The 14214-nt window shown below is 47.7% G+C and carries 16 protein-coding genes; 2 read left to right on the forward strand and 14 right to left on the reverse strand.

The annotated features are described in order from the left end of the window. Positions 1 to 25: 25 nt before the first annotated feature. The 12 genes from phnM to R2X38_RS13720 all read right to left on the reverse strand — a co-directional run bounded on the left by phnM (position 26) and on the right by R2X38_RS13720 (position 11183). Positions 26 to 1162 carry an alpha-D-ribose 1-methylphosphonate 5-triphosphate diphosphatase gene (phnM, locus tag R2X38_RS13665; RefSeq protein ID WP_317522829.1) on the reverse strand — a complete coding sequence of 379 codons (1137 nt, stop codon included), beginning with the start codon at positions 1160 to 1162 and terminating at the stop codon, positions 26 to 28. A gap of 21 nt (positions 1163 to 1183) precedes the next feature. After that, on the reverse strand, positions 1184 to 1918 hold the full coding sequence (gene phnL / locus R2X38_RS13670) for a phosphonate C-P lyase system protein PhnL (protein WP_317522830.1): 735 nt from the start codon (positions 1916 to 1918) through the stop codon (positions 1184 to 1186). 9 nt (positions 1919 to 1927) lie between these two features. Next, a complete protein-coding gene (gene phnK, locus R2X38_RS13675) occupies positions 1928 to 2734 on the reverse strand; it encodes a phosphonate C-P lyase system protein PhnK (RefSeq protein ID WP_317522831.1) in 807 nt (268 codons plus the stop codon). A 19-nt stretch (positions 2735 to 2753) separates the two neighbouring features. Further along, positions 2754 to 3656: an alpha-D-ribose 1-methylphosphonate 5-phosphate C-P-lyase PhnJ gene (locus R2X38_RS13680; protein ID WP_317522832.1), complete on the reverse strand. Its 903-nt coding sequence runs from the start codon at positions 3654 to 3656 to the stop codon at positions 2754 to 2756. Continuing rightward, positions 3657 to 4805: a carbon-phosphorus lyase complex subunit PhnI gene (locus R2X38_RS13685; RefSeq protein WP_317522833.1), complete on the reverse strand. Its 1149-nt coding sequence runs from the start codon at positions 4803 to 4805 to the stop codon at positions 3657 to 3659. It lies immediately after the preceding gene. Next, positions 4805 to 5404, reverse strand: a complete 600-nt coding sequence (gene phnH, locus R2X38_RS13690) for a phosphonate C-P lyase system protein PhnH (RefSeq protein WP_317522834.1) — start codon at positions 5402 to 5404, stop codon at positions 4805 to 4807. The genes R2X38_RS13685 and phnH overlap by 1 nt, the downstream gene beginning before the upstream one ends. 29 nt (positions 5405 to 5433) lie before the next feature. Beyond that, positions 5434 to 5892: a phosphonate C-P lyase system protein PhnG gene (phnG, locus tag R2X38_RS13695; protein ID WP_317522835.1), complete on the reverse strand. Its 459-nt coding sequence runs from the start codon at positions 5890 to 5892 to the stop codon at positions 5434 to 5436. Further along, positions 5893 to 6588 (reverse strand): phosphonate metabolism transcriptional regulator PhnF, encoded by a 696-nt coding sequence (gene phnF / locus R2X38_RS13700; RefSeq protein WP_317522836.1) that lies wholly within the window; start codon positions 6586 to 6588, stop codon positions 5893 to 5895. It abuts the gene before it with no gap. A gap of 95 nt (positions 6589 to 6683) precedes the next feature. After that, positions 6684 to 7448, reverse strand: coding sequence for a phosphonate ABC transporter, permease protein PhnE (gene phnE, locus R2X38_RS13705; RefSeq protein ID WP_411185312.1), 765 nt, complete (start codon positions 7446 to 7448; stop codon positions 6684 to 6686). A 72-nt stretch (positions 7449 to 7520) separates the two neighbouring features. Beyond that, positions 7521 to 8534, reverse strand: a complete 1014-nt coding sequence (phnD, locus tag R2X38_RS13710) for a phosphonate ABC transporter substrate-binding protein (protein WP_317522838.1) — start codon at positions 8532 to 8534, stop codon at positions 7521 to 7523. Positions 8535 to 8551: 17 nt separating this feature from the next. Next, the gene (gene phnC / locus R2X38_RS13715; protein WP_317522839.1) at positions 8552 to 9361 is read right to left on the reverse strand and encodes a phosphonate ABC transporter ATP-binding protein; all 810 of its coding nucleotides are present in this window, start codon (positions 9359 to 9361) and stop codon (positions 8552 to 8554) included. 316 nt (positions 9362 to 9677) lie between these two features. Then, positions 9678 to 11183 (reverse strand): UDP-N-acetylmuramoyl-L-alanyl-D-glutamate--2,6-diaminopimelate ligase, encoded by a 1506-nt coding sequence (locus tag R2X38_RS13720; RefSeq protein ID WP_317522840.1) that lies wholly within the window; start codon positions 11181 to 11183, stop codon positions 9678 to 9680. A gap of 360 nt (positions 11184 to 11543) precedes the next feature. Between R2X38_RS13720 and R2X38_RS13725 the strand changes: the two genes are divergently transcribed. Both R2X38_RS13725 and R2X38_RS13730 read left to right on the forward strand, forming a co-directional pair. Beyond that, entirely contained in the window at positions 11544 to 11837 is a 294-nt protein-coding gene (locus R2X38_RS13725) for a hypothetical protein (RefSeq protein ID WP_317522841.1), read from the forward strand. A gap of 56 nt (positions 11838 to 11893) precedes the next feature. Beyond that, positions 11894 to 12097 (forward strand): hypothetical protein, encoded by a 204-nt coding sequence (locus R2X38_RS13730; RefSeq protein ID WP_317522842.1) that lies wholly within the window; start codon positions 11894 to 11896, stop codon positions 12095 to 12097. Positions 12098 to 12118: 21 nt separating this feature from the next. On the opposite strand, the gene rpiB is transcribed toward R2X38_RS13730, so the two are convergent. Further along, positions 12119 to 12589, reverse strand: a complete 471-nt coding sequence (gene rpiB, locus R2X38_RS13735; RefSeq protein ID WP_317522843.1) for a ribose 5-phosphate isomerase B — start codon at positions 12587 to 12589, stop codon at positions 12119 to 12121. Between the two features lie 102 nt (positions 12590 to 12691). Further along, positions 12692 to 14200: a CoA-acylating methylmalonate-semialdehyde dehydrogenase gene (locus R2X38_RS13740; RefSeq protein ID WP_317522844.1), complete on the reverse strand. Its 1509-nt coding sequence runs from the start codon at positions 14198 to 14200 to the stop codon at positions 12692 to 12694. Positions 14201 to 14214: the final 14 nt, after the last annotated feature.

A 14214-nucleotide genomic window follows, 5' to 3' on the forward strand; every position in this document is an offset into this window, starting at 1 on the left:
TTTTTTTGGCATGTCCCGGTATTAATTAAAATACCTGCTTGCCCTGACGCCAAACACGAGTGACATAAGTGTGATCATGCAAATGGTGTGCAAGGAGTAAATCTGCACGTTTGCCCTCTGCTATCACACCGCGATCGTTGAGTTGAAGTGCCTGTGCAGGGTTAATCGTCGCTAGCTTGGTTGCCTGCGGCAAATCCAAATCATTTCTCTCATCGTCTGCCAACTGGAACAGCGCATCAAGCAGGCTTCCCGGGTAATAGTCTGATGACAGAATATCCAATACGCCCAGGCTCGCGAGTTCATGAGCTGCCACATTGCCTGAATGCGAACCGCCACGGACAACGTTCGGTGCCCCCATCATGACCTTCAAGCCCATCTCATGAGATGTCTTGGCGGCTTCAATAGTGGTTGGAAACTCCGCAATCACCATCCCTAAGTCTTTTGACTCCTGAACGTGCTCGATGGTTGCATCATCATGGCTTGCCATTGGGATATTTCGTTCACGACACTGGCGGGTAATTTCAGCGCGGTTCGCCGCAGACCATTGCTGGGAGCGTGCTACCTGTTCTTTTTCAAAGGCCAACATCTGCTCGTCAGAGAATTTGTATTTTCCTTGGTAGTAATCACGGTATTTCTGAACATTGACGAACTGGCGCTGGCCCGGAGCGTGATCCATCAGTGACACCAAATGTACCTCAGGCAAATTGGCATAACGCTCAAACATACCGACAGTAGTTTCATGCGGTACTTCACAGCGCAAATGCAAGAAATGCTCAGCACGATTTACCCCACGTTTGTGGCTTTCAATAACAGTATCAATCAGGTGATCCAAGTTTTCCTGGCGGCGCCCGCCTTCACGGTAATCACCCAGGGCAACAGCATCGAGTACCGTGGTGATCCCCGAGCCAATCAGCTGGGCATCATGAGCGCTCATGGCAGAGAATGGCGGCCAGTCAACCTCTGGGCGCGGCGTGAAGTACTTTTCAAGGTTGTCGGTATGGAGCTCAATCAAACCCGGCATCAACCAACCGTTCTCGCCGTCATAAGCTTGCGGCAGTTGGCTAAGTGTGTCCGACATAGATTTAATCACACCATTTTCCAACTCAACCGAGCCCTTTACGATTTCGTCTTCAAGGACCATATGTACATTGGTAATAATCACAATTTCTTCCTCATCCCTGAATTAGGCAACATGTACGGCTGCTGAAGCCATTTCAAACTGCAATGATGATTGTTCTGACATCTCGTACAAGCGATCGGCAACCTGCGCCCTCACGTCTTCATCGTGAAATATGCCCACTATTGCTGCACCGCGAGATTTAGCCTCTTCAATCAAACTCACTACAACCGCGCTGTTGGTCGCATCCAATGACGCCGTTGGCTCATCAAGTAGCAAAATCGGGTAATCGACAATAAAGCCCCTCGCGATGTTAACCCGCTGCTGCTCCCCCCCAGAGAAGGTTGCTGGAGCCAAGTGCCATAGGTGCTCAGGCACATTCAAGCGACGAAGCAACTCACTGGCTTTGCGCTTGGCCTCCTCTCGGCAGCCTCCAATTTCTAACATTGGCTGCATAACAACTTCCAGCGCGCTAATACGAGGAATAACGCGTAAGAACTGGCTTACCCACCCCACAGTGTCACGACGAACATTCAGCACTTCTCTTGGAGAAGCACTGACAAGGTCAACCCATTGGTCATTGTGGCGTACTTCAATGGACCCACAATCAACCAGGTAGTTTGCATACAATGCACGAAGCAGGGTTGACTTGCCCGAGCCAGAATGGCCATGCAGTACAACACACTCACCCTGCTCGACACCCATGGATGCATTTTGAAGTACCGGCAACTCAATACCGTTTTGATTATGCAAAACAAAGGTTTTGCTAACATTACAGACTTTCAACATTGGCTTGTTCATGTTCTTTCCTTAGTTTTGCAGTACCGATGAAACCAAAAGCTGGGTGTAAGGATGCTGTGGATCGTCCAGCACCTGATCGGTCAAGCCAGTTTCCACTACATGGCTTTGCTTCATCACCATCAACCGGTGAGCGAGCAAACGCGCAACCGCCAAGTCGTGAGTCACAATAACAACAGCAAGTTCCAGTTCTGTGACTAAGCGGCGCAATAAATCCAATAGTTTTGCCTGAACAGACACATCGAGGCCGCCAGTGGGTTCATCCATAAAAATCAATTTAGGGTGAGTCACCAAGTTGCGCGCAATCTGCAAACGCTGCTGCATACCACCCGAGAAGGTGGTTGGCATGTCGTCAATACGCTCGGCTGGAATTTCAACATCCCCTAGCCACTTCTCGGCTTCATTACGAATTTCACCGTAATGGCTATTGCCAACAGCCATCAACCGCTCGCCAATATTCCCGCCCGCAGAAACACGACTGCGCAAACCGTCCATTGGATGCTGGTGTACCACACCCCACTCTGTACGAAGCAGGTGGCGGCGCTGGCTTTCTGCCATTGCATACAGGTCTTCTATCTGGGTAAGCTGTTGTTCTGCGCCACCACGTAGGTAAAGCACTTCGCCATTGTCAGGTTGCAAGCGGCCAGAAATAGCCTTGAGCAAGGTACTTTTTCCCGAGCCTGATTCGCCAACAATACCCAATACTTCACCAGGGAATAGCTCAAACGATACCTCCGAAAACCCTTTGCCAGGCGCATAGAGTTTGGTGAGGTTTTGCACCGACAGTAGCGGTTGTTCTTTATGGTTTGTCATTTCCATTATCATCTTCTCGCACTGCCTATAGCGTATCCGTTAGTTCTGCGGTTTCAGGTGTGAATCCGGGAGCCTGTGATTCTGAGTTCTTTTCAACCTGCTGGCGGCAGTAGTCGGTATCCGAACAGACAAACATTCGGCTGCCCTCATCATCAATCACCACCTCATCCAAGAAGGTATCAGTCGAGCCACAGATACTGCATGGTTCATCCCACTTCTGTATTTCAAAGGGGTGATCATCAAAATCTAAGCTGTGAACCTTGGTATATGGCGGGATGGCATAAATACGCTTCTCACGGCCTGCGCCAAACAATTGAAGTGCCGCCATGTTGTCCATTTTCGGGTTATCGAATTTCGGAATTGGAGACGGATCCATGATGTAGCGATCATTGACGCGAACCGGATACGCATAAGCGGTAGCGATGTGACCAAAGCGTGCAATATCTTCGTACAGCTTGACGTGCATGATGCCGTACTCCTGTAGGGCATGCATTTTGCGGGTTTCCGTTTCACGCGGTTCGATAAAACGCAGCGGCTCAGGGATCGGCACCTGATAGACAAGGATCTGATCTTCCTCCAGCGCTACTTCAGGTATACGGTGGCGAGTCTGGATGATAGTGGCTTCAGTTGTCGTTTCGGTGGTATTGGCCTCGGCGACGGTTTTGAAAAACTCACGGATAGAAACGGCGTTAGTCGTATCGTCTGCCCCCTGGTCAATCACCTTCAGGGTATCGTCCTGACCAATGATGGTGGCTGTAAGTTGAACGCCACCCGTCCCCCACCCATAGGGCATCGGCATCTCACGACCGCCAAAAGGTACCTGATAGCCAGGAATCGCTACCGCTTTTAGCAGCGCCCTACGGATCATTCGTTTGGTTTGCTCGTCTAGATAACCGTAGTTATAGCCATGATTATGTTTTTGTGACATTTACTTGCCCTCACCGTCTACGTGCTGTGTTGTCATCATTTCATCGTGTTCCTTGTGCATCTTGCGCAGAAGCTCCAATTCAGCTTGGAAATCAACGTAGTGCGGTAGTTTCAGGTGAGAGACAAAACCAGCAGCCTCAACGTTATCGGCATGGGCCAAGACAAATTCTTCATCCTGCGCAGGGCCATCAACAGGCTCATCGTATTCGGCACCTTGCAACGCGCGGTCAACCAGTGCCATCGACATCGCTTTGCGCTCAGTAAAACCAAAGGTCAGGCCATAGCCCCGTGTCAGCTTAGGTTTCTGCTGCTTATTACCAATGAATCCGTTAATCATCTGGCATTCGGTCAACTCAAGCTCACCGATATCAATATCAAAGCTTTCGGCTTCGGTTTCAGATTCGGCGCATAGCTCTTCAGGATTTAGTGACAGCGTCACCTTTCCTGAGCGAATTTCACCGGCAAACGGGTGGTTTCGGCCATACCCTCGTTGGGTCGAATAGCCAAGCGCCAGCAAAAAGCCCTCATCACCACGGGCCAGCTGTTGCAAACGTGCAGAACGGTCACACGGGAAATTGACCGGCTCCATGGTGACATCGTCGGGTTGCTCACCCTTATCCTGTTCAAAAACCATCAAATCCAGCTTTTCAAGAATCCCCATGACTTGTGGGCAAGGTTCACTAGCGCTTTGAGCCCCCTCTTCAGCTGTCGCCTGCTGCGCAATATTTACCGGTTCTTCACCTTCTGCAAGCAAGCTGAAATCCAACAAGCGATGGGTATAGTCATAGGTTGGGCCCAGCAACTGACCGCCAGGTAGGTCTTTGTATGTCGCTGAGATACGACGTTCGATACGCATATCTGAGGTATCAACGGGTTCCAGCACGGCCAAACGAGGTAGCGTGGTACGGTAGGCACGCAACAGGAAGATAGCTTCAACCAAGTCACCACTCGCCTGCTTGATTGCCAATGCCGCTAACTCTTTGTCATAAATGCCGCCCTCGGTCATCACGCGATCGACAGAGCCCGCAAGCTGTTCGCTGATTTGTTCGATGTTTAACTCAGGCAAGTCGATATTGCCTCGGCGCTTTTGTGCCTGAAGTTGGTGTGCGGCTTTAATCGCTTTTTCGCCGCCTTTTACTGCAACGTACATTACATCGCCTCCACTGACGTTGAGCGCGGGATGGCCACCACTTGCTCACCTGAAACAAAAATTAAATCCAAACCTAGAGGAAACGCTTCTCCCTGAGCCAACAAGGTATTTTTTACATCCGATGAAAGCTCACCGAGCTGAATGCAGCATTCATCCTTGATACCCGGACCTGATAACTTGAAGTGCTGGCCAGAAGATACGCTATCTGTTTCGATAACAAGGGTTGTACTGCGGTCGGGGTACTCTTCATTGCCAACGTTAAAGACAAGCTCATTTAGCTTAATCCTTGGCATATCCGTTAAAGCAATGGCGGCAAATGATGCGTTGTACGGGGTTGCATTGGTTGAAGCGCCAGTGTGGAAATGGATATTTTTTGTCGCAGCATTGTCTTGCAAAAACGACGGGGACAGCCACAATGGCGTGCTGTTATCCGCCATCGCAAGTAGCACCTGGCTTGTTGCGGGCATCATTGTTCCGAAACCATGGCAGCGGTCTAATTTAACCAGGGTGCCCGGCTCAGACATTGCCTTAAGCAGGCGTCTGAAACAAAACTGGCTATCATGAACGGCATCTGTGAAAGCCGAGGTAATATGGCTCATCGTATTTCTCCTTTATCTATTACCGCGGCTTAGTCTTCACCACGAACCATGGTGAAAAAGTCTACTTTGCTGCTAGCTACCTCTTGTTGGCGCAGCTCCCTTTCCGCTTGCTTGTCCGCCGCCAGCGGGGAGATGATTTGTGCGAATACGACCTCGTGGTATTGGTCTGCTTGCAGCAATCCATCCAACACAGCTGCTAGCTCTGCATGCTGCTTGTTACGCCCCTGAAGGTAGCTGTAACCCATCTCACCGCCTGCCAGCTGAACCGCTGCACGGGTAATGGTGACATCACCAATATTGAACTGGCGACCTGTGCTTCCCATCCTTGCCCGTACTTGGGCTAGGCCGATCTCTGCCGGGCGGATGATCGTATAATCCGGGGCCAAACCATGTTGGGTTTGGCTCTGCTGCCAAAGGGTTGAGAGTTTTTCAAAACTGGCCTGGGCCAGTACAGACATCCAATGTTTTCGTTTTTCCGTGGTGTCCATTTAGTGCTCCATGACTAATTCAATGACATCGGATCTTGTATTTGAACTCGAATATTCAGCTACTTTTTCCGTGCCTTTGATGACATTTGTGGTACGTATAATTAATAACGGGATACTGCTATTTATTTGTAAAAGTCGGCAGTACTCGGTATTTGGTATTTGGGCGCGAAGACGAGTGCTTTTACGCTCTAATTCGACACCCAATTCTTTTTTAATAAAGTTATGTAGGGAGCCAGATTGAAAATGCTTTATCACTGGCCACCAGCTATAGTCAGACAAATAATGATCAATCACGGTACGTGGAACACCATCCATTTTTCGATATGTCCGCAAATGGATAATCTTACTTTCCGGTTCACAATCAAGCTTTCTGGCCAACCGTTCACTGGCTACAAGCGTACGGGACTGCAGTACTTCACAGCGAGGTAGGGAGCCTTGTTCAAGCAGGTTCCCGGTAAAGTGGGCGCCCGCGTGGAGGTAGTAGTCTGCTGGTTGTCTTAACACCATGTTCCCTTTGCCTTGGTGGCGCAAAATCAACCCTGCGGTTACCAGCTCATCAATGGCTCGTCTCACCGTGTGGCGATTGACTTGAAAATATTTCGCTAATTGTGATTCGGATGGTAAATAATCACCTGCCTGATATTTATGACGTAAGTCATCCTCCAATTCCTTGGCAATTTTTTGATAGACAGGCATTTTCATTTCCTTAAATTTTGGTTTGCTAGTCGGTAAATAGTTATCTAGACATGTAAACCGAAAATTTTTATTCCGTGATTAAATCAATATTTCAATTAAATGAATTTCTTGCGAATGATCTGGGAAACAAAATCAATAATGCTCACCGTAACAATAACAATCAGCATGATGGCTGCAGTTTGCTGCATTTGGAAACCGGAGATAGATTGCCACAACAGCACACCTATACCGCCAGCACCAACCATACCGACAACAGTCGCTGAACGAATGTTCGATTCTAGACGGTAAAGGGAGTAAGAAATCCACAGCGGCATAACTTGTGGAATAACACCATACAGAATCACTTCCAGTGGGTTTGCGCCGGTCGCTTTCACACCTTCAATAGGTCCCGGCTCTATTGCTTCCACCGCCTCGGCAAACAGTTTTGCCAAAACACCCGTGGTATGAATGAACAAGGCCATGACACCGGCAAAAGGACCCAGGCCAACAACCACCACGAATAGCATGGCAAACACCATCTCGTTGATTGCACGCAGGCCGTCCATCAAACGACGTACCGGAAAGGTAACCCAGGTCGGCATTAAGTTTTCTGCGCTCAAAATGCCAAACGGAATAGCCAACAAAATCGAAAGCAAGGTTCCCCAAATACCAATCTGTATCGTGACTAACATTTCGCTTAAATACAGCTCAACATCAGTAAAGTCTGGTGGAAAGAAGTCCTTGAGTAGCTGCACCATATTTTCAGGATGCTCAAAGAACATCATTGGTGCCATTTCTGCGCCTCGCCAAGCCCACATCAAAATGCTAAGTACAATGACCGCGATAACTGCGTTTTTAAGCGAAAGCTTTGATGGCGGCATCAAGTGTTGAGTATTGGTGTGCATCATTTTGTCCTTGTTTGGCAGGGACATCGCCCCTGCCCTCATCCTTTGTTAACCCTGTGCTTTATCTAAGCTTGCATTGAGTGCTTCAATTTCCGCGCTCAGAGAGTCCAGTTCAGCCTGGTACTGAGCAATGCGCTCTTTCTTCACTTTGTCGCTCAGGCGTGGGTTATCTTGGGTTTCTACCAGTGCCTTATATGCTTCCATCTGGCGAATCGGCAGCAACTGGTTATTGTCTGCCGGCGCAAATCCTGACCAAGCCAATAACTTGAGGTTGTCCAGCTGCTGAGGGTTGTCTTTGCCGTAAGCAAGGAAAAATTCCCGAGCCTGTTCTTTGACGTTTTCAGGTATATCCTTGCGCCAAGTAATTACATCCGAAGGGATCAGGTCAGACTGCCACACCACTTTCAACTTGCTGTACAAGTCCGGATTGCTTTGCTTGATGCGTACAAGGTTCATCGTGTGGTTCGTTGCCACATCAACCCGCTTGTTCGCCACTGCCATGGCATTTGAACCATGATTAGCAACGATGGTGCGCTTGAAATCATTCGCCGAAATATGGTTCTGGGCAAACGCATAGTAGTTCGGAACCAAGAAACCTGACGTTGAGTTCGGCTCACCATTACCCAGCATCAAGTCTTTGCGGTTATCAATGACATCTTGCAGTGTATTGATATCTTCATTTTCACTGTTGACCAACAATACGCTGTAATAACCTTGGGTTCCGTCTTTATCGATGTAGCGAGCAAAGATCTCTGCATTGGCTCGGTCAACGGCTTCCATCGCTGATTTATTGCCAAAGTAGGCGAAATCGACTTTCTTGAAGCGCATTCCCTGGATAATGCCAGCATAGTCTGGTGCAAAGTAGGCCTTCACCTTGATACCCAACTCTTCACTCAGATCATCCAACATTGGCTCCCAGCGTTGCTTTAAGTTTTGCTGGGCATCGGTTGCAATAATGCCAAAGTTAATTTCTTTCATGGTTTCCGCCATACTTGTTAGCGGTGATACCAAGCTGGCCGCAAGTGCGATGGAGCAGCCAACTTTTTTGATAGTGGTAAACATGATCATTCCCTGTCAAATTAGTATGATGGAGCCAGTTCAGCACCAACAGGTGCGGTTTCTTGTTGAGGTTTTGCTGCGGTATAGAGCGCTTTCAGTTTTTGCTCTGTTAATTCGGCCGCCGCCCCCTGATAGAAAACTTCCCCTTCACGCAGTGCGATGATCTGTTCACAGTATTTAAGGGCATGGTCAACTTGGTGGAGGGTCACAATAACCGGAATGCCTTCTTTGCGGTTAATGTCCTCGAGCAACTCCATCACGATACGGGATGACTCCGGATCTAATGATGCAATTGGCTCATCGGCGAAAATAATTTTGGCGCGCTGCATAAGCGCACGTGCGATAGCCACGCGTTGCTGCTGCCCGCCAGAAAGTGTTGATACGCGCTGATGGGCAAATTGCTCCATCCCTACACGTTGTAGTGCCTGCAGCGCTCGCTGTTTCTGCTCTGCCGTGAAAGTGCCTGTTAGTGTTCGCCACTTGGGCGTTTCGCTGAGTGCACCAATCAATACATTGGTCAGTACACTCAGTCGGTTCACCAAGTTGAACTGCTGGAAGATATACCCTGCCTGAGCACGGCACTGGCGGATCTGCTTACTCGCTTTTCCCTGAGCCTGGACGGTTTCGCCAAGCACTGATATGTGTGAATCTGTGTCTCTATCCGAAACAACCAAGCCACTTAGATGGCGCATTAACGTTGACTTACCTGAGCCCGATGGACCCAGTAGTGCTGTCATCGAGCGCTCTTTGATTGTCAGGTTTATCCCTTTCAATGCCTGCTTGTTACCGAAAGTCTTATTGATATTGCTGATGCTTATGATGGTATCCATGTCCGTCATCTCATGTCCGATTCGTGGTACAGAGTGCGGGTGAAATATGAATGTTTTATTGATTGTAAATGTCAGACTCGTGACGGGAGCAAACAACAATTAGCTTGTTGTTGTGAGGAAAACTGCCTAATAATCAATGAGCAATGCCAAAAACAAGCCAACAACAGGACAACTTGTCTAGATAACACCGTCAAGAAAGATTCATCAATCACTTAACGGGTGACACCGATATATATCCACAAGGCTTCCAACAGAGATGAGAAAAAACAGAGGGCTCTATTGGACTTACAACTGCCATTATTGCCCCCCGGAGCGCTTATTTCACCATCAGATCGGCCGACTCTTGGTAATGAGCAAACCCAGCAACAAGCTGTAAGCCATTATTTTCAGCGGACAGACGCAATGCATCTAGATCCCCCAAGTACGGTTCGGCTTCATTCTTATTGCTAGTCATATACTGGTACTGTTCGTGTCCTTTACCACAAAGCAGCAAGACATCGCCTGATTGAAGCTCGGCAATTGCTAGTTTGATTGCCAGCAACCGATCCTCAATACATGCACTAGGTTTCTTTGAGCTTAATGGCAATTTACTTGTCAGCGCTTTAAACAAATCGTCCTGATTTACCCCTAATGGATTATCCGTCGTCAGTACCAATTGATCTGAATGCTCAAAGCATAACTCACCGATATCAGCTGCATCTGCTAACCGCTCTCCTGTCACCCCGATAACAGTGACGACTTTACCGGTTTTATGCTCAAGGACATTACGATATAGGTTACTTAGGCTATCGTAATTATGGGCATAATCGAGGATCACAGTTGCACCATTACTAAGCGGGTACACTTCACTGCGTCCTGGCGCCGGCAACATAGACTCGAATAAAGCCAGCACCTCGTTAATAGGCATTCCCAGACCCAGCATAGAAGCAATAATGGCCAGGCTGTTTTCTACATTGAAACGAAACGGCAAACTCGATACCACGTGATGCTCTATCCCTTGATAGTTCAAGGTAAACTGGCTGCCACTGCAGGTTGAGAGCACCTTTGAAGCATAGAGATCTGCGCCTTCATCAACACAGCTAAAAGTGATGACTTCACAACGGCTTCGGCATCGCTCAATCACGGAAAGAGACTGCTCATCATCCAGATTTACAATAGCGACACCACCGGGCTTTAGCCTATCAATAAGCCTTAATTTAGCTTGGATATAGTCTTCACGGTGCTTGTGATAATCAAGATGATCGGAACCAATATTGGTGATGATGACAATATCAAAGTCGATATGTGTCACCCTATCTTGCGATAAAGCATGACTGCTCACTTCCATCACATGATGAGAAACACCACATTTCTCCATCGCATGAAATAGATTCAACAAGGTAATGGCATCTGGCGTCGTGTTATCTAACGGGTAATACACATCATCAAACGAACTACCCAGTGTGCCGGTATATGCCGATTTTCCCGTAAGATTGAGTAGCTGATTAAGACAGTAAGCAACGGTTGTTTTACCGTTAGTTCCCGTCACGCCAATATGCTTGATCTGATCTTGAGGGTAAGCATAGTACTGGTTAATCAAACTGACTGACGTACTATGGCTAGGTGTTACCATGCAAGTTACAGGTAACTCCAAGGGACGATTGGCGATTACACCGCAAGCACCGCGTTCGACTGCATCTTGAGCCGACAAATGGCTATCCCATGTTAAGCCCTGCCGACACACAAACACATCGCCTGGATTCACCTTTTGGCTGTGTGTCTTGAATTCCTTTACAGGTAATAAGGCTAATGAAGTTAATACTTTTTGGTGGCTACTGTTCATGCTGGTCTCACCCTCAAGGGCTTGGTGCTAATAGTTGTTATATCTCATTGTTTAGGGTATTGACTCTTCCAATCAGTTAAAGTCATACACCAAAACAGTGCGTCGATTAATGTCTTCAATGCTGTTATTTTAACGCTTTCTAAGATATCAACGAAAGTTCTTATACCGGGAGCGTCATGTTTGCTTATTCGATAACTCAGTATTGGCTCAACCCGCTTTCTTACCCAGCGCCATATGCTAATGGGCAGGCGGCTACTTTGCGTTACGGCAGCGCGACAGTGAACACCCCAAACAAAAGTGGCTTTCTGATAAAGTAAGACAGACTATTCAGAATAAAGTAGAAAAGCTCAGGGAAATAGAATGCTAAAAATAAAGCCTTTGCGGAAAGCTGATTTAAACAAAGTGTTATCAATACAGGCCAGTGCTGAGCAATTTGCCTTCTCTGCTGACCCTACATCATTTACAAAAACTCATGTCCAAGGCACGCTCCCCTTTCTAATCTGGGAAGGCGAACAAGTCATTGGTTATTTTAAACTTGATACTCTGTTATCACAAAAGCAAAACTACTGTCCTGTAAACAGTTTGGGACTGTGCACTTTACTGGTTGATAAACATCACCCTTTACTTAATCAAATCTTCATCAAGTGTTTTTAAGTCACTGCTTTTACACTATGTTTAAAGAGTGATTAAGAAGGAAGGAGTAAATTAGGATGCCATTGCAAGCTTGTCCACTTTGCGAAAAAGAAATTTCCAAACGTGCAAATACCTGCCCCAATTGCGGTGAACCTGACCCGTTTCGTTACTACAGCCGAAAAAGCTGGATAGAGCGCATCGTATGGACCATCGTCATTGCCGTTATTGTTATCTACAGTTGGGTAGAGTTACTGCCAATGGCCATAGAAGCGCTTCGATAACGTCAAGCCCAAGAGCCAATATCAAGAATAGCTCTCTTCCTTATTGTGCTGCTTCTCTTCTATCTCGCTGATAAGGTTAAGCCTGTATCGGCGAGTTTCTGTGCCATCAAACTTAGCTTCTAACCAAGTGGTCACCAACTGCTTGGCAATGGTTTTCTCAGTGGTCAATGCACCAAGCGTCAACACGTTAGTATCATTATGTTCTTTCGATTGTTTTACCGTGTAGAGATTTGCCCCCATTACAGCACGAACACCGTTAAATTTATTGGCACAAATAGACATACCTACCCCAGTACCACAAATCAAAATACCTAAATCGACTTCACCTTGATTGATTAGCCCCGCAACAGCGGTGGCATAGATGGCTGAATGGGTGCGGGCGGCGTCATTTGTCCCTACATTAACTACCTTGTGGCCAAGCTTTTCGAGTTCGACTATCAAATAACGTTTAAGCTCGACACCCGTATGGTCATTACCTATTGCTATTTTCATATTAAGTCAGTCCTTTGATTATTATTTACTTGGGCGAATATACAAAAGAGCCAGACTCACTAAGTGCAAGTCTGACTCTATTTTATTCAAATAAAAGAACCATTACATTGTCGGCATCACAAAACTGCTGCTGTGTTGTTCAAGACGTACACTTGTAGGCCAACGACTTGTCACTGTCTTCATTCGGGTATAGAAGCGAACACCGTCGTTGCCATGAACATTCAACGGACCAAACACTGAACGCTTCCAGCCTCCGAAGCTATGGAAAGCCATCGGCACAGGAATTGGCACATTCACACCCACCATACCAGCCAGTACATCTTCACTGAACTGGCGAGCCGTTTCGCCATCGCGAGTAAAGATTGCGGTACCGTTACCGTACTCGTGACGATTGATTAGCTCTAGGCCAGTCTGATAGTCAGGCACACGAACGACGGCTAATACCGGGCCAAAAATTTCTTCTTGATAGATAGTCATCTCCGGCGACACATTGTCGAACAGAGTTGGGCCAACGAAGAAGCCATTCTCATGTCCTTCAATACGGATATCACGGCCATCGACTACCAAGGCAGCCCCCTGCTCAACGCCCGATGTGATGTAATCGCAGATCCTGTCTTTATGCTGTGAGGAAATCACAGGTCCCATATCATTTTCTGGGCCTTCCACCACACCCGGACCAACCTTCATCACATCGATTTGTGACTTCAGTTTACTAATAAGCTCGTTAGCCGTTTCATCACCCACAGCGACAACCACAGACAACGCCATACAACGTTCACCTGCCGCACCATAAGCTGCGCCCATGATTGCGTTTGTTGCCATGTCCAAATCGGCATCCGGCATCAAAATACAGTGATTCTTCGCCCCACCAAGAGCCTGGCAACGCTTGCCATGCGCAGAGGCTGTTGAGTAAATATATTCGGCAATCGGTGTTGAACCAACAAAGCTAACAGCCTGAACACGAGGGTCAGTCAGCAATACATCCACCGCTTCTTTGTCACCGTTTACTACGTTGAAAACACCATCTGGTAAGCCGGCTTCTTTTAACAGTTCAGCCAATACCAAGCCAAGTGATGGATCTTTCTCTGAAGGCTTCAAGACAAACGTATTACCGGTTGCTAGGGCAATTGGGAACATCCACATCGGTACCATCGCTGGGAAGTTGAACGGCGTAATACCTGCACATACCCCAAGCGGTTGCATCAGTGAATGGCTATCAACACCCGTTCCCACATTTGCTGAGTGCTCGCCTTTTTGCAGATGCGGAATACCACAGGCAAACTCAACCACTTCAAGGCCACGAGTAACTTCACCCACTGCGTCTGAATACACTTTGCCGTGCTCGTTTGAAATCAGGCGAGCCAATTTGTCCATATTCTGCTCAAGCAATGCCTTGAACTTGAACATTACTCGGGCACGCTTCAATGGTGACGTTTTCGCCCATGCCGGGAACGCTTTATCTGCCGCGGCAATCGCTTCAGCCGTTTCTGCCGCCGAGCTCAGTACTACCTGACGCGTCTGCTCACCGGTTGCGGGGTTGAATACAGGTGCAAAGCGCTGGCTGTGGCTTTCGCTGATTTGACCCTGAATGAAGTTTTGAACTGTTTCCATGTTTTGCTCCTGTA

The sequence above is a fragment of the Photobacterium rosenbergii genome, assembly GCF_033022775.1.
GTDB classification, from domain to species: Bacteria; Pseudomonadota; Gammaproteobacteria; order Enterobacterales; family Vibrionaceae; genus Photobacterium; species Photobacterium rosenbergii_A.